General features: G+C 71.9%; 26 protein-coding genes and 1 pseudogene. 14 read left to right on the top strand and 13 right to left on the bottom strand.

The window, feature by feature from the left end; genetic code table 11:
- The first annotated feature begins 21 nt into the window (after positions 1-21).
- Positions 22-999 (top strand): zinc-binding dehydrogenase, encoded by a 978-nt coding sequence (locus tag ABZ721_RS18425; protein WP_358789662.1) that lies wholly within the window; start codon positions 22-24, stop codon positions 997-999.
- Between the two features lie 99 nt (positions 1,000-1,098).
- Here ABZ721_RS18425 and ABZ721_RS18420 read toward each other — a convergent pair whose 3' ends face one another.
- Entirely contained in the window at positions 1,099-2,553 is a 1,455-nt protein-coding gene (locus ABZ721_RS18420) for an MFS transporter (RefSeq protein WP_358789661.1), read from the bottom strand.
- Between the two features lie 140 nt (positions 2,554-2,693).
- On the opposite strand from ABZ721_RS18420, the gene ABZ721_RS18415 reads away from it, so the two are divergent.
- Complete coding sequence (locus ABZ721_RS18415; RefSeq protein ID WP_358789660.1) at positions 2,694-3,614, top strand: LysR family transcriptional regulator; 921 nt, start codon at positions 2,694-2,696, stop codon at positions 3,612-3,614.
- Between the two features lie 122 nt (positions 3,615-3,736).
- Positions 3,737-3,979: a DUF6480 family protein gene (locus tag ABZ721_RS18410; RefSeq protein ID WP_358789659.1), complete on the top strand. Its 243-nt coding sequence runs from the start codon at positions 3,737-3,739 to the stop codon at positions 3,977-3,979.
- A gap of 373 nt (positions 3,980-4,352) precedes the next feature.
- Here ABZ721_RS18410 and ABZ721_RS18405 read toward each other — a convergent pair whose 3' ends face one another.
- Positions 4,353-5,009 (bottom strand): CatB-related O-acetyltransferase, encoded by a 657-nt coding sequence (locus ABZ721_RS18405; protein WP_358789658.1) that lies wholly within the window; start codon positions 5,007-5,009, stop codon positions 4,353-4,355.
- A gap of 182 nt (positions 5,010-5,191) precedes the next feature.
- Here ABZ721_RS18405 and ABZ721_RS18400 point away from each other — a divergent pair, with 182 nt between their 5' ends.
- Positions 5,192-5,785, top strand: coding sequence for a TetR/AcrR family transcriptional regulator (locus ABZ721_RS18400; protein WP_358789657.1), 594 nt, complete (start codon positions 5,192-5,194; stop codon positions 5,783-5,785).
- A gap of 322 nt (positions 5,786-6,107) precedes the next feature.
- On the opposite strand, the gene ABZ721_RS18395 is transcribed toward ABZ721_RS18400, so the two are convergent.
- Together ABZ721_RS18395 and ABZ721_RS18390 are read right to left on the bottom strand one after the other, a co-directional pair.
- The gene (locus tag ABZ721_RS18395; RefSeq protein ID WP_358789766.1) at positions 6,108-6,953 is read right to left on the bottom strand and encodes an alpha/beta hydrolase; all 846 of its coding nucleotides are present in this window, start codon (positions 6,951-6,953) and stop codon (positions 6,108-6,110) included.
- 268 nt (positions 6,954-7,221) lie between these two features.
- On the bottom strand, positions 7,222-8,142 hold the full coding sequence (locus ABZ721_RS18390; protein ID WP_358789656.1) for an NADP-dependent oxidoreductase: 921 nt from the start codon (positions 8,140-8,142) through the stop codon (positions 7,222-7,224).
- Between the two features lie 75 nt (positions 8,143-8,217).
- On the opposite strand from ABZ721_RS18390, the gene ABZ721_RS18385 reads away from it, so the two are divergent.
- Positions 8,218-8,643, top strand: coding sequence for a helix-turn-helix domain-containing protein (locus ABZ721_RS18385; protein ID WP_358789655.1), 426 nt, complete (start codon positions 8,218-8,220; stop codon positions 8,641-8,643).
- Positions 8,644-8,742: 99 nt separating this feature from the next.
- Here the strand turns inward: ABZ721_RS18385 and ABZ721_RS18380 are convergent, their stop codons facing one another.
- Positions 8,743-9,612, bottom strand: coding sequence for a GNAT family N-acetyltransferase (locus ABZ721_RS18380; RefSeq protein ID WP_358789654.1), 870 nt, complete (start codon positions 9,610-9,612; stop codon positions 8,743-8,745).
- Positions 9,613-9,941: 329 nt separating this feature from the next.
- Between ABZ721_RS18380 and ABZ721_RS18375 the strand changes: the two genes are divergently transcribed.
- Together ABZ721_RS18375 and ABZ721_RS18370 are read left to right on the top strand one after the other, a co-directional pair.
- Positions 9,942-11,366, top strand: a complete 1,425-nt coding sequence (locus tag ABZ721_RS18375) for a hypothetical protein (protein WP_358789653.1) — start codon at positions 9,942-9,944, stop codon at positions 11,364-11,366.
- Between the two features lie 457 nt (positions 11,367-11,823).
- Positions 11,824-12,207, top strand: coding sequence for a hypothetical protein (locus ABZ721_RS18370; protein ID WP_358789652.1), 384 nt, complete (start codon positions 11,824-11,826; stop codon positions 12,205-12,207).
- 54 nt (positions 12,208-12,261) lie between these two features.
- Here the strand turns inward: ABZ721_RS18370 and ABZ721_RS18365 are convergent, their stop codons facing one another.
- The 5 genes from ABZ721_RS18365 to ABZ721_RS18345 form a co-directional block, all read right to left on the bottom strand.
- Positions 12,262-12,429, bottom strand: a complete 168-nt coding sequence (locus tag ABZ721_RS18365) for a hypothetical protein (protein WP_358789651.1) — start codon at positions 12,427-12,429, stop codon at positions 12,262-12,264.
- Between the two features lie 354 nt (positions 12,430-12,783).
- Entirely contained in the window at positions 12,784-13,449 is a 666-nt protein-coding gene (locus ABZ721_RS18360; RefSeq protein WP_358789650.1) for a response regulator transcription factor, read from the bottom strand.
- Positions 13,446-14,552 carry a histidine kinase gene (locus tag ABZ721_RS18355; protein ID WP_358789765.1) on the bottom strand — a complete coding sequence of 369 codons (1,107 nt, stop codon included), beginning with the start codon at positions 14,550-14,552 and terminating at the stop codon, positions 13,446-13,448. The genes ABZ721_RS18360 and ABZ721_RS18355 overlap by 4 nt, the downstream gene beginning before the upstream one ends.
- Before the next feature lie 107 nt (positions 14,553-14,659).
- On the bottom strand, positions 14,660-15,184 hold the full coding sequence (locus ABZ721_RS18350; protein ID WP_358789649.1) for a hypothetical protein: 525 nt from the start codon (positions 15,182-15,184) through the stop codon (positions 14,660-14,662).
- A 105-nt stretch (positions 15,185-15,289) separates the two neighbouring features.
- The gene (locus ABZ721_RS18345; protein WP_358789648.1) at positions 15,290-15,877 is read right to left on the bottom strand and encodes a TetR/AcrR family transcriptional regulator; all 588 of its coding nucleotides are present in this window, start codon (positions 15,875-15,877) and stop codon (positions 15,290-15,292) included.
- A gap of 225 nt (positions 15,878-16,102) precedes the next feature.
- Between ABZ721_RS18345 and ABZ721_RS18340 the strand changes: the two genes are divergently transcribed.
- Positions 16,103-16,231 (top strand): DUF3500 domain-containing protein, encoded by a 129-nt coding sequence (locus ABZ721_RS18340; RefSeq protein WP_358789647.1) that lies wholly within the window; start codon positions 16,103-16,105, stop codon positions 16,229-16,231.
- A 104-nt stretch (positions 16,232-16,335) separates the two neighbouring features.
- The gene (locus ABZ721_RS18335; protein ID WP_358789646.1) at positions 16,336-17,232 is read left to right on the top strand and encodes an SDR family oxidoreductase; all 897 of its coding nucleotides are present in this window, start codon (positions 16,336-16,338) and stop codon (positions 17,230-17,232) included.
- Between the two features lie 164 nt (positions 17,233-17,396).
- Here ABZ721_RS18335 and ABZ721_RS18330 read toward each other — a convergent pair whose 3' ends face one another.
- Positions 17,397-17,732 (bottom strand): YnfA family protein, encoded by a 336-nt coding sequence (locus tag ABZ721_RS18330; RefSeq protein ID WP_358789645.1) that lies wholly within the window; start codon positions 17,730-17,732, stop codon positions 17,397-17,399.
- A gap of 332 nt (positions 17,733-18,064) precedes the next feature.
- Here ABZ721_RS18330 and ABZ721_RS18325 point away from each other — a divergent pair, with 332 nt between their 5' ends.
- Positions 18,065-18,640 (top strand): RNA polymerase sigma factor, encoded by a 576-nt coding sequence (locus ABZ721_RS18325; RefSeq protein WP_358789644.1) that lies wholly within the window; start codon positions 18,065-18,067, stop codon positions 18,638-18,640.
- Complete coding sequence (locus ABZ721_RS18320) at positions 18,637-18,933, top strand: hypothetical protein (RefSeq protein ID WP_358789643.1); 297 nt, start codon at positions 18,637-18,639, stop codon at positions 18,931-18,933. The genes ABZ721_RS18325 and ABZ721_RS18320 overlap by 4 nt, the downstream gene beginning before the upstream one ends.
- A 163-nt stretch (positions 18,934-19,096) precedes the next feature.
- Here ABZ721_RS18320 and ABZ721_RS18315 read toward each other — a convergent pair.
- Positions 19,097-19,273, bottom strand: a pseudogene (locus tag ABZ721_RS18315) (amidohydrolase); the annotation flags it as partial.
- Positions 19,274-19,731: 458 nt separating this feature from the next.
- Between ABZ721_RS18315 and ABZ721_RS18310 the strand changes: the two are divergent.
- Entirely contained in the window at positions 19,732-20,319 is a 588-nt protein-coding gene (locus tag ABZ721_RS18310) for a pyridoxamine 5'-phosphate oxidase family protein (RefSeq protein ID WP_358789642.1), read from the top strand.
- 25 nt (positions 20,320-20,344) lie between these two features.
- On the opposite strand, the gene ABZ721_RS18305 is transcribed toward ABZ721_RS18310, so the two are convergent.
- A complete protein-coding gene (locus tag ABZ721_RS18305) occupies positions 20,345-20,725 on the bottom strand; it encodes a MerR family transcriptional regulator (RefSeq protein WP_358789641.1) in 381 nt (126 codons plus the stop codon).
- A 117-nt stretch (positions 20,726-20,842) separates the two neighbouring features.
- Between ABZ721_RS18305 and ABZ721_RS18300 the strand changes: the two genes are divergently transcribed.
- Positions 20,843-21,916 (top strand): alkene reductase, encoded by a 1,074-nt coding sequence (locus ABZ721_RS18300; RefSeq protein ID WP_358789640.1) that lies wholly within the window; start codon positions 20,843-20,845, stop codon positions 21,914-21,916.
- Positions 21,917-22,067: 151 nt separating this feature from the next.
- Complete coding sequence (locus tag ABZ721_RS18295) at positions 22,068-22,523, top strand: hypothetical protein (RefSeq protein ID WP_358789639.1); 456 nt, start codon at positions 22,068-22,070, stop codon at positions 22,521-22,523.
- Positions 22,524-22,631 lie beyond the last annotated feature (108 nt).

The raw sequence follows: 22,631 nt of genomic DNA, 5'->3' as shown, positions 1-22,631 counted from the left end.
CATCACCTGAGGAGAGCAACCATGCGCATCGTTCGCCATTACGAGCACGGCGGTCCGTCGGTCCTACGGGTCGAGGAGACCGAGAAGCCGGTGTCGGCGCCGGGTGAGGTGCTCATCCGGACCGAGGCGGTCGGCGTCAACTTCGCGGAGTGCCAGCGGCGCCAGGGCATCGCGGTCGGCGGACCGGCGGACCTGCCGGGCTCGCCCGGCGGTGACGTCGCGGGCGTCGTCGAGAGTGTCGGTGAGGGCGTCGTCAACGTCTCGCCGGGTGACCGGGTCGTCGCGGGCGTCGGCTCGAACGCCTACGCGGAGTATGTCGTCAACCGCTCGGACTGGCTGTTCACGATCCCGCAGGGGATCGAGGCCGGCCCGGCCACGTCCCTGCCCATCCCCGGGCAGACGGCCTACCACGTCATCGCCACGGCAGGTCAGCTCCAGCCCGGGCAGTCCGTCCTGGTGCACGCGGCGGCAGGGGGCGTGGGCCATCTGCTGGTGCAACTCGCCAAGGCGCTCGGCGCCGGGACGGTCATCGCCACCGCGAGCAGCCCGGAGAAGCTGGAGTTCGCCAAGTCCCTCGGCGCCGACCTGGCGTTCGACTACAGCCAGGACGGCTGGGACGAGCAGATCCTGACCGCCACCGGCGGCCAGGGCGTCGACCTCGTGCTCGAGACGGTCGGCGGCGACATCCTGAGCAGGAGCGTCCCGCTCATCCGGCAGTTCGGCCGCATGGTGGTCTACGGATCCGCGGGCGGCGAGGTCCCGTCCGTGGACGTCGCCGACCTGTTCGACAACAAGACGGTGCTCGGGTTCAGCATGTGGGGCCTGATGTACCGGCAGCCCGAGGTCATGGCGGCCGGCGCGAAGGTGCTGCTCGACCTCGTCGGCTCGGGCCGGGTCCGTCCGGTCGTGCACGCCCACGTGCCGCTCGCGGAGGCCGTGAGGGCCCACGAGATGATGGAGGCACGGTCCCAGATGGGCCGCGTCGTCCTCGTCCCGTAGCCACCGAGGCCCCCACCGCCGGTCACGTCGCCGGCCCGCGCGGCACCAGGTCGGTCAGGTACCTGGTGCCGCGTGGCGCGGTCGGCGGCCTCGCGGGGCTCAGCGGGGGGCGGGGAGCTCGGTGCGCTCGGCTGCGGCGGCGGCCACCACGGTGGACGGCCCACCGCCGCGCCGGGCGCGCAGGCCGAAGGCGCTGATGACCGCGGCCAGGACCGCCGCGGCGAACGGGACGAGCAGACCGGCCCGGTAGCCGTCCAGTTGCGCGGCGGGCGTCTGCCCGTGCGTGGCGGCCACGCTGACGGCGGTGACCGCGGCCAGCCCGAGGGCGGCGCCGAACTGGAAGGCGGTGTAGAGCAGACCGCCCGCGAGCCCCTGCTCCTGCTCCGCGATGCCTTCCGTGGCCGCGATGGTGAGCGGGCCGTACGCCAGGGAGAACGCGACGCCGAGGAGGATCAGGCTCGGGAGCATCGCCGCGTAGCTCCAGTGCGCGCCCAGGGGGAGGAACAGCCCGTAGGCGAGCGCCGCGGCCAGGACTCCCCCGAAGATCATGCGCGCGTTGCCGAAGCGGTGGACGAGCCGGGGGGTGAGGGTCGGCGAGAGCATCGCGTCGATCCCCACGACCAGCAACGCGAGGCTCGTCTGCAGCGTCGACCAGTCGCGCAGCTCCTGCAGGTAGAGCACGACCAGGAACTGGAAGCCGAAGAACCCGGCGGAGAACAGCATCGCCGACAGGTTGGCCCGCACCAGGGAGCCGCTGCGGAAGATGCCCAGCCGTACCAGCGGCGCGGCGGAGCGCTGTTCGATGACGAGGAAGGCCGCGAGGAACGCCGATCCGGCCAGCAGCGTTCCCGCGCTGACGGCGATCGCGGCGTGGGCCGCCCGCTCGACGGCCAGCACGATCAGCACGAGGGCGGCGGTGACGGTGAGCGCGCCGGCGGCGTCCACGCGCTGACCGGAGCGGTCGGGGCGGGCCGACGCGGGGACGAACGCGAGGGCCAGGACGAGGATGACGGCGGAGAGGGCGACCGGGGCGAAGAACACCCACCGCCAGTCGACGGCGGTGAGCAGCCCCCCGGCCACCAGCCCGACCGTGAAGCCGCCGGCGCCGGTGCCCGAGTAGATGAGCAGGGCCTTGTTCCGCTCCGGGCCCTCGGCGAAGCCGGTGGTGATGATGGACAGCCCGGCCGGAGTCATGAAGGCCGCGGCGACGCCTGTGACGAACCGTGCGGCGATCAGCATCCATCCTTCGGTGGCGAATCCTCCCAGGCCGGAGAAGAGCAGGAAGACGGTGAGCCAGAGGACGAACATCTGACGGCGCCCGAACAGGTCCGCCGCCCGTCCGCCGAGGAGCATGAAGCCGCCGTAGCCCAGGACATAGGCGCTCATGACCCACTGCAGCTCACCGGTGGACAGTCCGAGATCGGCTCGGATCGACGGCAGCGCCACGTTGAGCATGGCGACATCGATGCCTTCGAGGAAGATCGCGCCGCACAGCACGAGCAGGACGCCCCGCTGGTGCGCGCGCAGCCCGCTCGAAGTACGCAAGGCACTCATGACGATGAACTCCCCTGGAAACGGTGGGTGCTGGTGACACCTCCAGCTTTCGTCGCGGCCCGGACCGGAACAACAGCGATGATCGCAACGTTCGTACGGCCAGGCTTACCGATCCGGGTGGGCCCCGGCCCGGAGATGTCGTGGACCAGACCGAACTCGCATGCTTTCTCGCGCTCGCCGAAGAACTGCATTTCGGCCGCACCGCCGCCCGCCTGCGCCTGTCCCGCGCCCGGGTGAGTCAGCTCATCCAGAAACTCGAGCGCCGCGTCGGAGCGCCGCTGTTCACGCGCACGAGCCGGCGGGTCGCCCTCACCGGCCTGGGCCGCCGGCTGCGGGACGACCTCGCACCGCACTACCGCGGCATGGAGGACGCCCTGGCGCGCGCCGTCGCCGCGGCGCGCGGCGTCGAAGGGACCCTGCACGTCGGCTTCTCCACGTCCCTGGCCGGGGAGGTGGTGATGAGGACGGCGGTGCGGCTGCGCGCCGTCCATCCCGAACTCGCCGTCGAGGTGTGCGAGGTGCCGCTCTGCGATCCGTACGGAATGCTGCGCAGCGGAGATTTCGACCTGCAGTTGGCCGATTTTCCGATGCGGGAGGACGACTTGACCCGCGGCCCGACGCTGCTGGTCGAGGGCAGGGTACTGGCGGTCGCGACCGGGCATCCGCTGGCCGCACTGACCTCGGTGACGCTCGAGGACCTGACCCGGGTGCCATTGCTGACGATCGAGGGAGACATCCCGGAGTACTGGCGGGAGCATCGGCTGCCCTCGCGCACCCCCAGCGGCAGGCCGATCGCGCAGGGTCCGTCCGTCACCAACTTCCAGGAGGCGCTGACCCTCGTCGCGGGCGGCCAGGGCGCCCTGCTGTCCGGGGCCCACATCGCCGTCTACCACGGCCGACCCGGCGTCGCCTATGTCCCGGTGGACGGGGACGCTCCGCTCGGTTACGGCCTGATGTGGCGCTCCGACAGCGGCAACCGGGCGATCGAGCTCTTCGGCCGCCTGGCGCGCGAGATCGCGCAGGAAGTGGCTCCGGCCGCGCCCGGGAGGGCGCTTGTCTGAACATGCGCACGCTGCGTGCCGCCAGTTCCTGCTCTTCGACCACCAGTAGTTCCGTTTTGTACTGATTTAGGCGGGTACCATCGGGAGGAAGGACCCGCTCGCCCGATCTGAAGGGCTGCCCGATGAGCATCCATCCCGGCACGGCCAACCCGCACCTGCCCGACGAAGGGCTGGGCGTCCCCGAGGACGCCCAGCAGCAGCCCGGCCAGACCCCACCGGCGGAGTCCGGGGTGTCCTGCCTGGACGGCCCGGAGCACGAGCCCCTCAGCCGCGGCTGGGGCAGGATGCCGATCATCATCATCATGGTCGTCGTCGCCCTCTTCGTCCTCGGCACGCTCGGCCGGGCCATCGAGCTGATGCTGTGACCGGCGAACCGACGAGGGCCGGGCCCCTCAGAGGTGGCGCTTTGAGGGCGGTGCCCTCCACGCTGAACCCGCAGGACGCCCTCTCGTCGCGGCGCATCTCGCCCGTGCGTCCGGTGATGCTCGTCAGGCCGAGCGCGAAGTAGTCGTCGCCGCGGAACCGCCGCAGGTGCTGTCCCATCGGGGATCGCCGCGGCGAGGTGAGACGCGAGCTCCTCGTCCGCGCCCGCTCCTGGGCCCAGGCGTCGAGGGGCCACCCTTCGCTGACGCCGTATGCGAAGGCCGGCATGGTGAAGCCGCAGCGTTCGACCAAAAAGCGCAGGAGGGCGCGAGCACGCCGGTGGCTCGCTTCCAGTGCGGAAGGCGGGGGAACGGGTCAGTCGCGCGGGGGGACGGGCGCCGCGTTCTGCAGGTCGTCGATGCTGCCGGACATGATCGTGCGGAGGTGCTCGGTGAGATGGGGCAGGGGCCAGTCCCACCAAGCCAGTGCGAGCAGGCGGTCGATGTCGGCGTCGCTGTAGCGGCGGCGGATGAGCTTCGCGGGGTTGCCGCCGACGATGCCGTAGTCGGGGACGTCGTCCACGACGACCGCGCCCGAGGCGATGATCGCGCCGTGGCCGATGCGGACTCCCGGCATCACCAAGGTCCGGTAGCCGAACCACACGTCGTTGCCGACGACGGTGTCACCGCGCCGCGGCAGGTCCGTGATCAGGTCGAAGTGCTCGGCCCAGGAACCGCCCATAATGGGGAACGGGAACGTCGAGGGGCCGTCCATGCGGTGGTTGGCGCCGTTCATGATGAACCGCGTCCCCTCCCCCAGGGCGCAGAACTTGCCGATGACCAGCTTGTCGGGTCCGTAGTGGTAGAGGACGTTGCGGGTCTCGAACGCGGTCGGGTCGTCCGGGTCGTCGTAGTAGGTGAACTCGCCGACCTCGATCAGCGGTGAGGTGACCAGCGGTTTCAGCAGCACCACGCGCGGCTGCTCGGGCATGGGGTGCACCACGGTGGGGTCGGCGGGCACGGGTCGCGTCATGGCTCGGTTCCTTTCGGCGCGGGACGGCCGGGCGTGCTGCGGGGACGGAGCGCCGGGCCCCGCAGCGGGCGCCGTTCTGACGCCCCGTCAACAGAACGGCACGTATCGTGCCGATATCCAGCGTGCCGAAGACCGATCACCGATGTCAAGCACGGCACGTGCCGTGCAGTTAAGGTGGGCGCATGACCACAGCGCGCGCCCGTCGCGGCGCCGACCTCACCGAGGCCATCATGCGGACGACGCTGCAGTTGGGCCAGGAGATCGGTTACGCCAAGCTCAGCATCGAGGCGATCGCGGCCCGCGCCGGCGCCGGCAAGCACACGATCTACCGCCGCTGGTCGTCCAAGGGGGCCCTGCTGCTGGACTCGCTGCTGTCGCTGCACGCGTCGGAGCTGGACTACCCCGACACCGGCGACATCCTCGCCGACCTGCGCACGCAGATCTACTCGGCCGTCGACCACCTGGCCGGGCCCGAATTCCGGCAGCTGTTCCAGGCCCTGGTCGGCGAGGCCCAACAGGACCCGCAGGTCGCCGCCGCGCTCAACGAGCGCTTCATCGCCCCCCAGGCGCGCAAGACCGTCGCCCGGCTGGAGAGGGCCCGGGAGCAGGGCCAACTGGCGCCCGACTTCGACCTGGACCTGGCGATGGCGGTCCTGTCCGGTCCCCTGTACTTCCAACTCCTCATCACACAGGAGCCGCTGACCCACGACTACATCGACCGGCTCCTCAACGCCCTGTTCGCCGGGATGGGGCCACGGCCGCACAGCGCGGCGTGACGCCCGCGCGAGGCCGCGGCCCGGCACGGAACCTGCGTCGTCGCGGACGGCGTGACGCCCACCTGCCCGTCGGAGGGGCCTTGCCGAAGCCGTCGCGGCGCTGCGCCGGCGCAGCGCGATGTCGGACCGGATCACGGCAAGCGCTGCCGCCTTCCGTGCGATGTCCTGCCGCTGGTGGGCGGCATCGACGGTGACCCACACACCGACCACGTTCTGCTGCCGCTTGCAGGCGACGTCGGCGGTCTCGGCGTCCCGCGGCCGCTGTCCGTGGCCGACGACGGTGGCGACCACGGACAGCGGACCCCGGGGGTGGTGGCCGGCCTCAGGAGGTGTGCGGGCAGTTGCCCCGGTACTCCTCGATGGTCGAGCTCCGCGTCGGCAGCGGGCACAGGAACTGCTCGTAGCGGGTGTCGTTGTCCAGGAACCGCTTCAGCCAGGAGATGCTGTACTTCGCGATCGTGGTGTTGGGCGTGTTCGGCGCCAGGTGGTCGGCGTTGTTCAGCTCCAGGTACGCCTTGTCCAGCGTGCTGGGCAGCGTCTGGTAGAACGGCTCGGAGTGGGTGGCCACGGGGGCGATGGTGTCGTTCTCCGCACCGACCACCAGCGTCGGTGTCCGTACCTCGGGCCAGGTCGCATCGAGGTTCCAGCCGGTCAGCGGGATCGCCGCCTTCAGCGAGGTGCGGGCCTTGGCGGCCTCCAGAGTGCCGCCGCCGCCCATCGAGTGGCCCATCACGCCCAGCCGGGTGGCGTCGATGCGGTTGCGGACCGAGCTGGTGCGCGTCAGGTAGTCGAGCGCCGCCAGGAGTTGCCGCCCCCGGCTGTCGGGCTGATCGAGGGTGGTCAGGGTGTCGATGGTGAACACCACGAAGCCCTGCGAGGCGAGCCGCGGCCCCAGCCAGGCGAGGCTCGACTGGGTCGCCGTGAACCCCGGCGCGACGGCGAGCGCGGCGAAGGTGCCGTCTGCGGTCGACGTCGGGTAGTACACGGTGCCGCCGCCGAAGCCCGACACGCTCAAGCGGGCGACGGTGCTCTGCGAGACGGCGTAGGAGCCGCGTACGGCCTCGATGCTGGCGACGGTCGGTGCCGGGCCCCGCTCGTAGGGGTTGTCGGCGGCCGCGCGGGCGTCGGGCGCGAGGTTCGTACCCAGAAGGCCGCCCGCCGCCAGCACGGCGGCCAGGCAGGCTCCGAGAACGGGGCGGGACGAAGCGTGACGGTACACGGAGGGATCCTCACGTCGGTGGGGGGCGCCGCCGCCCGGGACCGAGGTTCGACCGGGCGGCGCCGTGTTCGTTGGCGCCCCCACCGTGGGGGCGCCGACGGTGTGGCGGCATCGGTGTAATCACCGGTCGTGCGGAAGCGTGCGCGTCGGCACGGGTCCCGGATACCGGACGCGAGCTGTCTGGAATGAACCGTTCGGCCCGGCCCATCATGCGGCATCAGGGCACCAGTACCAGGCGGCCACGCAGCCCACCCGCCGCCAACCTGCGGTGCGCTTCGGCCACCTCGTGCAGCGGCAGGACGCCGGCGACCCGGGGACGCAGCCCGGCGGCGGCCAACGCGGCGAGGCGGGGGCCGTCCGCGCGGATCCACACATTGCTCACCCGGATGCCGCGCAGCGGCGTCGGCGCGTTGCCCAGCACGCTGACCAACGCACCCCCACCGCGTACCGCGTCCAGCGCGAGCATGCCCACGGACGCCGCGTCGACGGCGGCGTGCACCCCGCCGGGCACCGCGGCGCGGACCGCGGCGGGCAGGTCCGCCGTGCGCGGCACGAAGAACTCCGCGCCCAGATCGCGCACCACCTCCTCGTCACCGGCGCCCGCGACCGCGACCACCCGTACCCCGGCGGCCGCGGCGAGTTGCACCGCGTAGCCGCCCACCGCTCCCGCCGCGCCGGTGACCAGCAACGTGTCGCCGGGCCCGGCCCCGGCGGCATCGAGTGCCTGCGCGGCGGTGAGTCCGCCCAGGGGCAGGGTCGCCGCGGCCACCAGGTCGGTGCCGGCCGGCACCGACGCGACCGCGTCCGCGTCCAGCACCACGTACTCGGCCTGCGCCTTGAGCGGCAGCGCCAGCCGGTCCGACAGCCCGATCACCGCGTCACCGCGCCGGAACCCGGTGACCTGCGGCCCCAGCGCCTCGACGGTGCCGGCGACATCCCAGCCGATCCCGAGGACCTCGCGCGGAGGGAGCACGCCGCCGGCGGTGAGCGCGCCGGAGCGGGTCTGGAGATCCACGGGGTTGACGGCGGCGGCAGCGACGCGGATCCGGATCTGGCCGGAACCTGCCTCCGGTACGGGGACCTCCTCCACCTCGAGGACGTCCGGGCCGCCGAAGGAACGAACTATCACAGCTCTCATGTCCGCGAACCTATGGGGCGTTACTCTCCATCAGGAAGTACGTACCTGGAAGTGCGTACCCGACCTGGGAGTGCCATGGCCACCCGCACCGCCGACCAGCGCCGCTCCGACGGGCGCATCGCCTACGACGCCTACCTCGCCGCCTGCCCGGCCCGGCAGTTGCTGGACCGCATCAGCGACAAGTGGGTGAGCCTGGTGCTGAACGCGCTGGCCGACGGCCCCCTGCGGTACCGCGACCTGAACCGGATCATCGCCGGGGTCAGCCAGAAGATGCTCACCCAGACACTGCGCACCCTGCAGCGCGACGGCCTGCTCACCCGCACGGTGACGCCCTCGGTGCCGGTCCGGGTGGACTACGAACTCACCCCGCTCGGCCGCAGCCTGCTGCCGGTGATGGCCGCGATCAAGGCGTGGGCCGAGTGCCACATCGAGGAGGTCCAGACCGCCCGCACGGAGTACGACCGGGGCATGGCCGCACAGTCGAGCGTCCCCGGTCCATGACCTGGGGCGCGGACGCCACCAGAGTCGACGTGCCCGGCGCGGGCATGCCCGGCATGTAAGCACGGCCGCCCACAGCGCAACGGCCCCACGCGACACCCGCTACGGCGTGCGTGTGTACGAGTGGAGCCGGTCGATCTCGCGGAAGCCCGCCGACTCGTAGAGGCGGTTCGCTGCGGTGCGGTCCCGGGCGTCTCCCGCGGGCGCGTCGTCATCGACGTACAGGATCGCCTCCGTGGCGCCCAGTCCGGCCAGGACGTCCAGGGCGGAGCCGAGCAGGGCACGTCCCAACCCCTGGCCCCGTGAGGATTCGGTCACGGCGATCCACCACAGGACGCCGATGCCGTGTACGGGCTCGCCCACCAGCGCCTCGGCGACCACGACGGGGCCGCTGTGGATCTCGAGGCGGCAGGCCTTCCGGGCGGAGTCGTCGACGGGTCGGACGTGGACGTGAGGGGCGCGGGGCAGGCCGTGGGCGGGCAGGGGGGCGAGCATGTAGCGCCACAGCCGCTCCCCCGCGAACCCCGCCCGCCGCAACGCCTCGTCGGTGGCCCCCCGGTTCCGCACCGGCAGGGCCTCCAGCCCCAAGGACAGCGCGGAGGCGATCTGGAACGCCTGGACGGTGCGCGGCGCCAGCGCGGCCACCGCGTGCTGGACCAACGCGCCGGCGGTCGGCGGATCCTCCGCGCAGTGCAGCCACAGGATCAGTCCTGTGTCGTCCTGGCGCCGAAGGGCGTACGACACCACCCCCGTGACAGCCCCCGTCTCGTCCACGGCGACCTCGGTGGCAGGCTCCTCCAGGGCGGCCCACCACTGCGCGTCCACCGGCGAGTGACCGTTCAGCGCCTGGGTGAGCATTGCGGGGGTGGCCGGAGGCTGGCCGGCGAGGCGGTCGGCGTCGATCAGGCGGAGAACGGCCGTCTGATCGGCTGGGGTGTACGGGCGCAGCGCGACGCGCCGTGGGGTCCTCACGGATACGACCCTGACCGGGCCGCTCCCCGCTGTCCAGGGTGCGGCGGAACGGCGGACGTGTGCGCCTCTCGCTCCCGCCCGCAGGGTGAGACGGCACTTGTGAGACGGAGAGTCACTACGCCACGATGACCCGCATGGATCGCCACGTGTACCTGAGCCGTCGACTTGCCGTCGACCTGGCTCACGCGTGTTCCGCGATCTGTCGCCGCGTCTCCTTCTGAGCGCGGTCACCCGCCCGGCTGAGCCGGGCTGTTCTCGTCCTGTCGGGCGGAGTGCACCGCGCTGTCGCGCTGCTCTGTTCTCTCTCACCCCCACGGACGGGATCCTCCATGCGCTTCGCGCTGCTCTCCGCCGCTGCCCTGCTCGCCCTGACCGGCGCCACGCCGGCGCAGGCCGCTGCCTCGTACGCGCCGCTGCCGCCGCACAACCCGTATGCGGGCCCGGACGGCACGGCCACCATGCACGGTGACACCGGTTCGTCCGACGCTACCCCGCTGCCGGGTCCGGGCGCCGGGGCGCTGGCCTCGCACCGGACGGCGCTGGCCTCGGCCTGCCCGACCGTGCTGGTCGGCGGGGACGGCTTCCCTGTCGCGCTCTGCACCACGATCTTCGGACTGACCCCGACCGTCCACCTGCTCGACCCGGCGACCGGCGCGTCGCTCGCTGAACTGCCGATCGCCAAGGGGTCGCTGCTCGGCGGGGTCTACGCCTATCTCGACAACCGCGATCGTCTGGTGGCCGTCGACGGTGAGCGCACCTTGCTGCGGATCGCCCACCGGCGCACCGCCTCCGGCGCGTGGGAATTGTCCGTCGACAGCGCGCTTTCGCTGACGGGCGCGGTGCCGGACGGTGACGCGGTGACCGGGCTCTCCCCGGACTGGCAGGGCCGGGTCTGGTTCGCCACGGGCGGCGGTGTCGTCGGCACGGCCGACGACCGGACCGGTGCGGTGCGCTCGCTGGCGCTGCCCGCCGGCGAGAAGGTGGCCAACTCGATCTCCACCTCCCCCCTCGGTACCGCCGTCTCCACCACCCACGCCACCTACCTGCTGACCGCGGCGGCCGACGGCACCCCGCGCGTCGCCTGGCGCCAGGCGTACGACCGGGGCCCGGGCCGCAAGCCCGGCCAGCTCAGTTGGGGCACCGGATCGACGCCGACGTTCTTCGGCCCCGCCACCGGAACCGACTACGTCACCATCGTGGACAACGCGGCGCCGACTGTGAGCCTGCTGGTCTACCGGGCGGCCACCGGCGAGCAGATCTGCTCGGTGCCCGTGCTCAAGGCGGGCGGCAGCGGCAGCGAGAACTCCCCGATCGCGGCCGGGAACTCCGTCTTCGTCGCCAGCACCTACGGCTACCCCTACCCGAAGCTGCCCGACGACGCGGGCACGAGCGTGCCCGCGTCCGGTGACTTCTCCGGCGGCCTGTCGCGCGTCGACGTGCGGGCGGACGGCTCGGGCTGCGACCTGAAGTGGGACAACAAGGTGCGCTCCGCGGCGGTGCCGCGCCTGTCCACCGGTGACGGGCTGATCCACACCGTGATCCGCAACCCGGTGATCCCGGGTACCAACACCACCTCGATCCTCGACCCGTACTCCTACGGGGAGGTCGACCCGGAGAGCGGCAAGGTCGTCCGGACGGCGTCGCTGGGGGCCGGTTTCATCTTCGACACGCTGCAGATGGCCGGCACCATCGCGCCGGGACGCGTGGTCCTGCAGGGGACGACCACCGGGGTCCTGCGCATCACAACGCAGTAGGCGTGGCCGCCGGGAGGCGGCGGCGCGTCACGGCGTCGTCGCTTCCTCGCCCTCCGGTGGCCAGTTGCGCAGCACTGCCTTGGGTCCCTCCGCGGCACCGGCGATGCGTACGCCCGTGGCAGGGGCCGCTCGCGCGCTGCCGGAAGGCTGTGTCCAGCTCCAGCCCCGACGCGTCGACGAAGTCGCCTTCGCAAATCACGCGGCAACCAACGATCGCCTGACAACCATGCACGACCCACGCTCCGTCAGGCTTCGGTGAGATTCGCTTACGGTTCGGTGCGACGGGACACCTCGCTGCCGAAACATCTGCGAGGCCACGTCGGACTGGATGGGGCACCGACGGAAGTCGGTGAACAGGGGGTTCGTTCACGGAAGGCAGCGGGCTTCCCACGCTTCCAGTGATCGTTTCCCAGGGTTCGGCTGAGCCAGTCGCACGGTTCCCCGGCTCCTCCATCGAGTGGACCTGCAGCGCGCCTGGCGGAACAATGTCGCCGTGTTCGCAGATGCCGTGGATGCCGTGGACTGGTCGGCGCTACCCGCCTTGCCCGACGATCCCTACTCCCGTCCCGAGCGGATTGCCGAGAACCTCAAGAAGCTGGCAGCAGGGACTACGTACCACCAGATCACCGCTGCCGCCAGCGGGCTGGCCAATGGGGTCATCCATGATCACAGCGGCATGGTCTTCCCGGCCGCCTACACAGCTACTCCGTTCCTGCTGGACCTGGTGGAGCACGGACAGCGGCCGCGCATCAAGGACGCCGCCTTTCGGGGCGATCGCGGAAGGCGCAGTGCCCTACCGCGCCGACTGCGGACTCCGTGGGCACTGAACAGCAGGCTGTAGCCGTCCCGCCGATCTGCGCTGTTTCGATGTCCCGACAGCGTCCAGATCAGGTTTTCAGTCCCACCAACTGACGATGCAGAGTTGGCATTGAGCTGACTGCTGGCAGAAGTCGACGCGGGTGGCGAAGTGGCCGGCCAGGTACAAGTGTGGGTCGGTGAGGCCTTGGGCGTTCGGGCCGAGGCGGGCGGCGGCCTGTCGCAGGTCCGTGGGTAACGTGGCCATGACGTACACGAAATCGATCGCGCGCAAGGCGGCGGCCGCGGCGCCTCAATCCGTGCAGCAGGGCCATTCCCCCACGGCCTTCCCGCAGACGACCTCGCCGGCACTGTCCTACGAAGTGATCGCATCGCGTATCCCGACCAGCGGTCAAGTCGTCGCGGGGCTCCGGGCGGCCAAGTGTCGACAGCCTTCAGCACGGGAACAGCTTCTGGGCCACATCCGCAACCCCTCGGTCTCCTCGATCCTACGAATGACCGGCTCGGACCCACTCACAAAACGTAAGACAGCTTCTGAGCAGGCGACCGGTGCGGCAGCCGCATCGGCGCCCGCGCGCAGGTCAGATCGCCCCGGGCCACGTCACGTCAGACCTGCCTCTATGGCGCGGCGGACGGCGTCGGCCCGGTCGCGGATGTCCGCCTTGGCGAACAGGTTGTTGATGTGGGTCTTGACGGTGGCCTCGCTGATGAAGAGCTTCTCCGCGATGCCCCGGTTGGGCAGGCCCTGCCCGATCAGCGCGAGCACCTCGCGTTCGCGGGGCGTGAGGTCCTGGGGCAGCGGCTGTCCGCCGACCGGGGCCTTGGTCCTGACGGTGGCCAGCAGCCGGTCCTGGACCTCGCGGTCGAGCACGGACTGGCCGGCGGCGGCGGCCCGGATGGCCCGGGTGATGTCCTGACGTCCCGCGTTCTTCGTCAGGTAGCCGCGGGCCCCCGCGCTCAGCGCGCCCAGGATCGAGGTGTCGTCGGCGAAGGTGGTCAGCACGACCACCGCCACCTGCGGGTGCTCCTCGCTCAGCCGCCGCGTTGCCTCGATCCCGTCCATCACGGGCATGCGCAGGTCCATCAGCACGACGTCCACCGGCCCGGCGGCGACCGCCGCCAGCACCTGGCTGCCGTCGGCGGCGCTCGCCACGACGTCGATGTCCTCGGCCAGCGCCAGCACCGCGGCGAGCGGCTCCCGGACGGCGGCCTGGTCGTCGGCGACGACCACCCGCAACCGCTGTGGCTTCTCGGTCGGTTCACTCATCCCGGGATCACTGCCTCCACCTGCCAACCACCCTGGTCCGGTCCTTCGGTAACCGGGCCGGCGGTGACCTTTCCGCCCAACAGGGCGACGCGCTCGCGCATTCCGATCAGCCCCATCCCGCTACCGACACCCGCGTTCACCGCTCGGGTGGCGGGGCGGTTGCGGATCCTCAGTGTGGTCGACGAGGCCGTGAACGTCAGCTCTACGGCGACATCTCCGCCCGGAGCGTGCCGGGCGGCGTTGGTCAGCGCCTCCTGGGCGATCCGCAACAGGTTCTGGGTCACCTGGACCGGCACCTCGCGGTCGGTGCCGTGGACGGTGAGCACGTCGCGGTGGCCCGACGACTCCAGCATCGCCGTCAGGCTCTCCAGCAGCGGCAACGCGTCCTCGCGCAGCGCGTGCACGGTCCACTGCGCCTGTTTCAGGCTCTCCTTGACCAGGGAGTGGGCCTTGTTGTTGGCCTCGCGGACTCTCTCCAGGTCTCCCGAGTCGAGCAGGGCGTCGGCCAACTCCAGCTGCATGTTGATCCCGGCCAGCGAGTGCGCCAGCACGTCGTGCACGTCCCGGGCGATCCGGCTGCGCTCGGTCAGCACCGCGCTCTGGGCCTCGGCCCGGGCGGCGCGTTCGGCCGACTCGGCCGCCGCGATCCGCGTCAGCACCATGCGGCGCTGGCCGCGGTTGACGATGCCGACCAGGACCGGCGCACCGGTGGCGAGGCCCAGTGCCCAGGGCAGCAGGTGGTGTCCCGGGCCGAGGCGGAAGTACAGGACACCGCCGCACAGCAGGCTGCAGATCCCGGCGAGGACGAGGGCCGGTCTGGTCCCGAGCCGGTATCCGATGTGACCGGCGAAGAAGAAGGCGAAGAGATGGCTCGTACCGCTGCGGGCGGCGCCGATCAGGGCGGCCGCCGCGACAACGCCGACGGACAGCCAGACGATGGCCAGGCGCTGGGACACCTTCTCTTCGGGCCGGGCCCGCGCCAGCAGCGCCGCGGAGTTGATGACGAAGAGCACAGTGACAACCAGGCCCAGGCCGCTGAGACCCATGGGCCGGATCGTCAGGATGCCGGAGACGATGACCGCGACGCCCAGCGCCCACTGCACCCGCGCGTCCTCGCCGGGGATCGGCCGCGGGTCCGCCCCCTGGGCCGGAGCCTTCTCAGGGGGCGGGGCGCTGCCGGTCGCGGACACGGGCCGAACATATCGCACGGTCAGGCCGCGCGGTCGAAGGCGGGTGCGGCGTGGGTCACCGTCCCGGTCCGGCTGCGGAGGAAGATCGTGGCCAGCCGTGTGACCACTTCGGTCAGGGCCATCAGTACGAACGCCGCCACCCAGGCCTGATCGCCGGTGATGTGGTGCGCGATGCTGAACCGGGCGACGTCCTCGGCGCCGCCGCCGTGCTCGGCCCACATCTGGAAGCCCATGCGTGCTCCCATGCCGACGACCCACAGAATCGCGGACACCGCGCCGGCCTTGATCAGCGTGTGCTCGCCGACCCTCCGGATCCGGGTGTAGACGCCGCCGGCGATGCCGAGCGCGGCCCCCACCGCCACCAGGGCGCCGATCAGCACCAGGTCGTTGCCGGCGGTGGGAATGGTGTCGAGGTAGGAGTTGGCCACGAAGGCCACGATCCCCAGCGGGATCAGGAAGGTCTTGAGGTCGATCCGGCCTTCCCGCAGTTGCCGGAAGACGACGAGGATGAGGGCGATGTCGGTGATCCACTCGGTTGTTGTCATGCCCTCAATGCTGCTGTGATCGGGCGCTCCGCACCTGGACCCACGGGTGGAGGCGGGGGTGGAGATCCCGCGCTTCTCCCCCGTCCACCCCCGGTGCCCGCCCGCTCAGGGCCGGGTGGGCGGGGCGGCCGCGCGGCGCAGGAAGTCGGCTGCCAGCTCGCGCGGATCGAGGGCACCAGCTGGCCGGCCGCTGAGGATCCAGAAGAAGACCGTCCCGACCAGCTGGGCGGTGGCCTGGGGCATCGGGATCGTCAGTGCGTCGCCGGGCAGGGCGCGGCCGATGACGGCCGCCGCGCTCGACCCGATCGGGTCGGTGCCGCTCAGCAGGTCACGGACGGCCTGGTCGTGCTGGGCCTCGCCGATGAGCGCGCGGTAGGCGGCGCCGGCGTCGGAGGTGGTCAGAAAGGCGATCAGCGCCTGGAGGTAGGCGGTGAGGTCGTCGGCGGGGTCGTCGTGCGCGGGGACGTCCAGTTCCTGCAGGGCGTCGGTCGCGCTCGCTTCCAGCAGGATCTCGGCCTTGGTGGTCCACCAGCGGTAGACGGTCTGGCGGGAGACGCCCGCGCGCTGGGCGATGCCTTTGAGGGTGACCGCGCCGTATCCCAGCTCGACGACGAGGTCGTCGACGGCGTGCAGGATCGCCGCCCGGGCCTGCTCGCTGCGCGGGCGGCCGACTTTGCCGTGCTCGCTCACCATCCCACCCTCCTACTGGACACCGTGTCTCGCTGATCCTAAATTACGAGACACTATGCACATTAATAAATCCCACGCCCTCGTACCGGGCTCCGTGGCGAGCCTGGCACACGCCTTCGCCGACACCCTCGACGCCGATCGGCGCGCCGACCTGTTCCAGCCCTACACCGCGGCCACGGCGGCGAACGGGTCGAACTTCCCGCAGGGCTATCTCGGCGCGCGCGGTACGTGCGGATCGACGGCCCCCGGGTGTGGATCGAGTTCTCGATGCACGACGGGATCGTCCTGGCCGACCCGCATCCGCACACGGTGTGGCGTGACCGCCTGACCGACTACGGCGGGCCCGGCCTGCGCTAATTTCTGGACACCGTGCACCGCTTCTGTTAGTTTCGGTGCACAGTGACTCGTATGTGTCGGCAGGGCCGGCACCGTGCCCGTCAGGGCAGAAAGGAGACCGCGCCATGCGCGTCTTCGTGACAGGTTCCACCGGCTGGATCGGGTCGGCCACGGTCGACGAACTGCTCCGTTCCGGCCACGAGGTCCTCGGCCTCGCCCGCTCCGACGCCTCGGCGGCGAAGCTCGCAGCCAAGGGGGCGCAGGTCCAGCGCGGCGATCTCGACGACCCCGCCTCCTTCCGGGCGGGCGCGAGCGCCGCCGACGCGGTCGTCCACCTCGCCAACAAGCACGACTGGGCCGACGCGGAAGGCAACGACCGCGTCGAGCGCGCCGCCGTGGAGGCGATCCTGACCGCACTCGAGGGCTCGACCAAGCCGTTCGTCATCGCCAACGGGCTCTCCGGCCTCGTGACGGGCCGCCCGGCGCGCGAGACCGACGCCTCACCCGAGGTCGGTCCGGGCGCGGACCGCGGCGGCTCGGAGAACCTCACCCTCGAGGCCGCCTCCCGCGGCATCCGCGCGATCGCGGTGCGCTTCGCGCCGAGCGTGCACGGACGCGACGACTGGGGCTTCGTCAACTGGCTCACCGCCGCCGCACGCAAGCGGGGCGTCTCCGGTTACGTCGGGGACGGCACCAGCGAGTGGTCCGCCGTCCACGTCTCGGACGCGGCACGGCTGATCCGCCTCGGCCTGCAGTACGCCCCGGCCGGCACCCGCATGCACGCGATCGCCGAGCAGGCGGTCACCACCAAGACGATCGCCCAGGCGCTCGGCACGGCGCTCGACCTGCCCGTGACCTCGATCGACCCCGCGGACGCGGCGGAGCACTTCGGCGTCGTCGGCCACTTCTTCGGCCAGACCATGACCGGCTCCAGCGACCTCACCCGCGAGTTGCTCTCCTGGGAGCCCACCGGCCCGACGCTGATCGAGGACATCCTCGCCGGCGCCTACACCACCGGCTGAGCCTCCCGCCTCCCCCGGGGTGGCGCCGGCGCCCCGGGACGCCGGCACCACCCGCGTCCGGCCACGCGCGGGACGGCGGGCGGGTCCCCCCGCGCCGTATCGCTGTGCCGCTGAGGCACTGGGGCCTTGGGCAGGTGCGGTCGCCGAGACGGGCGGTGGACGGATCAGTGGCTGCGCGGGGCGTACATGATCACGGCCATGCCCGTGAGGCAGACCAGCGCGCCGATGACGTCGTAGCGGTCGGGGCGGTAGCCGTCGGCGACCATGCCCCAGGCGATCGACCCGGCGACGAAGATCCCGCCGTAGGCGGCGAGGATCCGTCCGAAGTGGTCGTCGGACTGCAGCGTGGCGACCGCGCCGTACAGGCCGAGGGCGATGACGCCCGCGCCGATCCAGATCCAGCCCTTGCTCTCGCGGATGCCCTGCCAGACCAGCCAGGCCCCGCCGATCTCGAAGAGCGCGGCGACGGCGAACAGAGCGAGGGAGCGAGCGACGGTCATGTCGGCCGACTCTAGCGACGTCCCGGTGCGCTGACCGGCAGCAGGCCCGCGGACGCCGCGCCGCCGGGCCGGCGCTCCCGCCCGCCGCACCGAGGCCGCGAGGCCGCGCGCACCGGGGGTGAATCCTTTCCGTGCCGGCGGCACTCCTATCCCCGCACCGACCGTCCTGGTCGATGCGACAGGAAGGGAAGTCCTGATGACAACGGTGATCGCGGTCGTGGTGACAGCGGCGATGGTGTGCGGGTGCGGGTTCGTCTTCCTGCGGCGGCGCCGCGGGAACAATGGCTGAGCGGCCGGTCCCGCAGGGGCGGGCGCGGCGGGGAGGGAGTGTGATGACACGATCGGTGTCCTGGCCGGACGAGGCGCTGGTCAAGGCCGCGCAGGAGGGCGATGTGGCCTCGCTGACCGCGGTGGTGGAGGGCGCGCACCCGCATGTGCGCCGGTTCGCCGGGTCGTTGTGCTCCAGCGCCCAGGACGCGGAGGACGCGGCCCAGGAGGCGCTGATCATCCTGTACCGGAAGATCGGCACGCTGCGGGCCGGCGGCGCGCTGGCCTCGTGGATGTTCCGGATCGTGCGCAACGAGTGCCTGCGGCACCTGCGGCTGCTCGCCCACCGCAACGACGAGCCGCCGCCCGGGACCGCGCCGTCGGCGGAGGAGGCGGCGCTCCAGCGACTGGAGGCCCAGCTGGTCGCGTCCGCGATCAGCGCACTGCCCGCGGAGCAGCGTCGCGTGCTGGTCATGCGCGACGTGCAAGGGCTGCCGGGGCGGCTGGTGGCCCGCTCGCTGGGCCTGAGCGACGCGGCGATGAAGTCACGGCTGCACCGGGCCCGCGCCGCGCTGCGCGACGCGCTGCGGCCGGTCGACGGCGCACCCACCGGCGACACGACCGCAGGAGAAGGAGCGTGACGGCGACGAAGGCGACCCGCGCGGGGCACGCCGACGGTCGGGGAGCCACGGACGAGTCCGTCGCGCGCCAACTGCTGCGCGGCCTGCTCGGACTCGCCCTGATCGGTGCCGGCATCGCGCTGACGCCGTCCCTCGGCCCGGCGGCGCTGCTGATCTGCGCGCTGGGCCTGGTGCCCCTGCGCGGTTGCCCGACCTGCTGGGCGGTCTCCCTGATCGGGAGCGTCTCCCAGGGCCGGTTGGAGCGCTCGTGCCGCGATGGCGCCTGCACGCTGGTGCGGCCGGGGGAACGGTAGGAGCGCTTGCCGTCGGCGACATCCCGGAGCGGACGGACCGGGGACGGACCGGCGGCCGGGTGAGGTCACCCGGCCACTGCTGGTCCCAGGCACCGAAGTGCGGGCCCATGGAGGCGTGCACCGCGCGGATCCCGGTGTCGACGAGGGCTTGGACCGCCGCGTCGGAGTGCTCGGCCGTGCGGGAGTTGTGCGAGAAGTCGAGCATGCAGGTGATGCCGCTGTCGATGGCGGTGAGGGCGGCCAGCCGGGTGCCGACGTACATGTCCTGCGGCCGGTGGACGGTGGCGTGGCCGGCCAGCGTGGAGCGCACGTATCCGCCGAGGTCGTCGACGTCCGGCATGGTCCTGCGCAGTTGGGTCTGCCAGGCGTGGCGATGGGTGTCGACGAAGCCCGGCGCCAGGACGGTGCCGCGCGCGTCGACCGCCACCGCGCCGTCCCGCCGCAGCTCGGGACCGACCGCGGTGATCGTGTCGCCCTCGACCAGCAGATCGGCGTGGTTCAGGACGCCCGGGCCGGGGTCCATGGTGACGATCGTCGCGTCGGCGAACACGATGCGCCGGTGCGGATCGGCGGAACGGCGCCGGAGCTGTTCGAGCACGGCGGGGTCGGTGGTGTCGAAGGAGGTCACGGAAGGTCCTGTTCGTCGTGCCAGGGTGGTGCGGCCTGCGCGGTGCGGGCGGTGATCCCAGCGTCGGCTCAACCGCGACCGGCAACCAGGCCGCCGTCCACCCAGGTCCGGCGCACCCCGCCCGCGTACTCGTTAGACGGACGAAAGACTTGCGTGCATAATCCTTAGACATGGGAAAGACTTATGAACGTATCGACGGCCGACTGCGCACTTTCATCGAGGCGCAGCCCATGTTCTTCACCGCGACCGCCCCGCTGGCCGGCGACGGCACCATCAACCTCTCCCCCAAGGGCCTCAAGGGCTCCTTCGCCGTGCTCGACGAGCAGCGGATCGCCTACCTCGACTTCGCCGGCAGCAACGCCGAGACCATCGCCCATCTGCGGGAGAACGGGCGGATAACCCTGATGTGGTGCGCCTTCCAGGGGCCGCCCAACATCGTCCGGGTGCACGGCCAGGGTGACGTGGTCCTCCGCGACGACCCGCGGTTCCAGGATCTGCTCGCCCATTTCCCGGACATCGACCCCACGCCGCACGGACTGCGGGCCATCATCGTGGTCACGGCCGAACTGGTCCGCGACACCTGCGGCTACAACGTGCCCTTCATGTCGTACGACGAGGACCGCGACCTGCACGCGAAGCGCTTCGGGCGCGAGGACGACGCCTCGCTCAGCGCGTACTTCGCCAAGAAGGAGCACATCGCGCAGAGCATCGACGGCCTGCCCGGACTCCCGCTCCCGCTGCCGGCCCGCACCTTCTGAGCGCCCGTCCGGGGTCCGTCCGCCCTCACCGGTGAGCCGTCGCACTCCTCAAGCGCTCCCGGTGCGCCCGGGCGGTGGCCATCAGCTCGTCGAGTTTGTCCCGGGTCCGCACAAGGTCGTCGATGTGCAGGGACAGCCGCTCGCGCTCCAGCGCCATCCGCTCCAGCGCGGAGTCGGAGTTCTCCTCGCTGGGCGCATCGACGCACGGCAGCAGCTCGGCAATCGTGCGGCTGGACAGCCCCGCGGTGTACAGCCGCTGGATGAAGGCGACCCGCTCGACCTCCTCCTCGGTGTAGTGCCGCTGCCCGCTGGGGCTGCGGGTGCTGGAGAGCAGCCCCTGCTCCTCGTAGTACCGCACGGACCGAACGCTGACTCCGGCGCGCGACGCGAGCTCCCCGATCCGCACAAGGCCCTCCCGGCTGAGTTCTGCGTCACAGACCCTTGCCTCTGACGTCAGTGTGAGGTTTTAGCGTAGCCGCAGTGCCCGACGGACGGGCGCTGCGGATCGCGAAGGACTCCTGACATGACAAGTCTCTTCACCAGCCACCGAGTCGGCGGCCTGACGCTGCCCAACCGCGTGGTCATGGCCCCGATGACCCGGGTCCGCGCCGCCGCCGGCGGACTGGCGACGCCTTCGATGGCGGCCTACTACGCACAGCGGGCCACCGCCGGACTGATCGTGAGCGAGGGCGTGCAGCCGAGCGTGATCGGGCAGTCCAATCCCGGCACCCCGGGCCTGCACACGGACGAGCAGGTCGCGGCATGGCGCCCGGTGACCGCCGCCGTGCACGCCAACGGCGGCCGGATCTTCGCTCAACTCATGCACGGCGGCCGGGTCTCGCATCACGACACTACCGGCCTGCAGCCGGTCGGGCCCTCCGCCGTCCCCGCCGTCGGCGACGTGTTCACGGCGACCGGCCCCCAGCCCGCGCCGACCCCGCGCGCGCTGGACCTGGCCGAGGTTCCCGACCACGCGCACTCCTACGCCCGGGCCGCCGGCCGCGCCGTCGAGGCAGGCTTCGACGGAGTCGAACTGCACGGCGCCAACGGCTACCTGATCTCGCAGTTCCTGTCGTCCAACGCCAACCTGCGCACGGACCGCTACGGCGGCCCGATCGCCCATCGCATCCGGTTCGCCGTCGAGGCCGTCACCGCCACCGTCGAGGCCGTCGGCGGGGATAGGACCGGCATCCGGCTCTCCCCGGGCGGCACGTTCTGGGGGGTCGAGGAGGCCGACGTCCTCGAGCTCTACACCGCGCTGCTGAGCGAACTGGCCCCCCTGGACCTGGCCTACGTGCACCTCGAAGCCACCCTGGACGAGGAGTCGCTCGTCGCCCTGCGCCGGGCATGGCCGGGCACCCTCATCATGAACCCGGTGCTGCCGATGGGGCCGAAGCAGACGGGTAAGGACAGCGCCGACCACTGGCTCGGCCTGGGCGCCGACCTCATCAGCTTCGGCCGCGCCTTTCTCGCCAACCCCGACCTGGTCGAGCGGCTGCGGGCCGGGCTTCCCATCGCGCCCGTCGACGAAGCCACGTACTTCCAAGGCGGCGACGCGGGCTATCTGACCTACTCGACGTTCCCGTACGCGGCCTGACCCCACGCCGTGCGGCAATCGGGTGTCCCGCAGCCCGCGTCGCGGATTTTGCGATCATTGAGGTAGCGGTCCGCGCCCCGGTTGGAGAGGATGCGATCACGTTGATCAAGGCCGGTAGGGCGGCCGATCACCACGACGGCAAGGGGGAGACATGACCAGCGCTGAACATGCCAAGCACGAGGGATTCACGGCCGAGGAGCGGGCCGCGATGAAGGACCGCGCCAAGGAGACGAAGGCCACCGGCCGGCGCACCACCGCGGCGGAGAAGGCGGCCCAGGCGGAGCAGGACGTCGTCGAGAAGATCGCCGAGATGCAGGACTCGGACCGGATCATGGCCGAACGGATCCACGCCGTCGTCAAGGCCAGCGCCCCGGCCCTGGCCCCCAAGCTCTGGTACGGAATGCCCTCGTACGCCACCGACGCCGGAAAGATCGTCTGCTTCTTCCAGAGCGCCGAGAAGTTCAAGGCGCGCTATGCCACGCTCGGCTTCAGCGACCAGGCGCAGCTGGACGACGGGCCCATGTGGCCGGCCGGCTTCGCGCTGACCGAGGTGACGCCGGAAGTCGAAGAGCGGATCGCCGCGCTGCTCAAGCGCGCCGTGGGCTAGCCGAGGCCCGGGGCCCCGCCCCGGGCGGGGCGGGGGGGGGGGGCCGGGGCCCCCCCCACCCGGGGAGGGGGCCCCCCCCCCGCCGGCGCCCCCCCCCCCCCGCCACCC

The sequence above is a fragment of the Streptomyces sp. NPDC006733 genome (assembly GCF_040636125.1).
Taxonomy (GTDB): Bacteria; Actinomycetota; Actinomycetes; order Streptomycetales; family Streptomycetaceae; genus Actinacidiphila.
This window is presented reverse-complemented; position numbering and strand designations above follow the sequence as displayed.

Coding starts and splice junctions, on each gene's coding strand:
- ABZ721_RS18375 (WP_358789653.1), top strand. CDS start 9,942: ATGCGCTTCGCGCTGCTCTCCGCCGCTGCCCTGCTCGCCCTGACCGGC.
- ABZ721_RS18420 (WP_358789661.1), bottom strand. CDS start 2,553: ATGAGTGCCTTGCGTACTTCGAGCGGGCTGCGCGCGCACCAGCGGGGC.
- ABZ721_RS18410 (WP_358789659.1), top strand. CDS start 3,737: ATGAGCATCCATCCCGGCACGGCCAACCCGCACCTGCCCGACGAAGGG.
- ABZ721_RS18310 (WP_358789642.1), top strand. CDS start 19,732: ATGGGAAAGACTTATGAACGTATCGACGGCCGACTGCGCACTTTCATC.
- ABZ721_RS18345 (WP_358789648.1), bottom strand. CDS start 15,877: ATGGTGAGCGAGCACGGCAAAGTCGGCCGCCCGCGCAGCGAGCAGGCC.
- ABZ721_RS18385 (WP_358789655.1), top strand. CDS start 8,218: ATGGCCACCCGCACCGCCGACCAGCGCCGCTCCGACGGGCGCATCGCC.
- ABZ721_RS18425 (WP_358789662.1), top strand. CDS start 22: ATGCGCATCGTTCGCCATTACGAGCACGGCGGTCCGTCGGTCCTACGG.
- ABZ721_RS18400 (WP_358789657.1), top strand. CDS start 5,192: ATGACCACAGCGCGCGCCCGTCGCGGCGCCGACCTCACCGAGGCCATC.
- ABZ721_RS18405 (WP_358789658.1), bottom strand. CDS start 5,009: ATGACGCGACCCGTGCCCGCCGACCCCACCGTGGTGCACCCCATGCCC.
- ABZ721_RS18360 (WP_358789650.1), bottom strand. CDS start 13,449: ATGAGTGAACCGACCGAGAAGCCACAGCGGTTGCGGGTGGTCGTCGCC.
- ABZ721_RS18330 (WP_358789645.1), bottom strand. CDS start 17,732: ATGACCGTCGCTCGCTCCCTCGCTCTGTTCGCCGTCGCCGCGCTCTTC.
- ABZ721_RS18300 (WP_358789640.1), top strand. CDS start 20,843: ATGACAAGTCTCTTCACCAGCCACCGAGTCGGCGGCCTGACGCTGCCC.
- ABZ721_RS18390 (WP_358789656.1), bottom strand. CDS start 8,142: ATGAGAGCTGTGATAGTTCGTTCCTTCGGCGGCCCGGACGTCCTCGAG.
- ABZ721_RS18350 (WP_358789649.1), bottom strand. CDS start 15,184: ATGACAACAACCGAGTGGATCACCGACATCGCCCTCATCCTCGTCGTC.
- ABZ721_RS18325 (WP_358789644.1), top strand. CDS start 18,065: ATGACACGATCGGTGTCCTGGCCGGACGAGGCGCTGGTCAAGGCCGCG.
- ABZ721_RS18335 (WP_358789646.1), top strand. CDS start 16,336: ATGCGCGTCTTCGTGACAGGTTCCACCGGCTGGATCGGGTCGGCCACG.
- ABZ721_RS18365 (WP_358789651.1), bottom strand. CDS start 12,429: ATGGCCACGTTACCCACGGACCTGCGACAGGCCGCCGCCCGCCTCGGC.
- ABZ721_RS18295 (WP_358789639.1), top strand. CDS start 22,068: ATGACCAGCGCTGAACATGCCAAGCACGAGGGATTCACGGCCGAGGAG.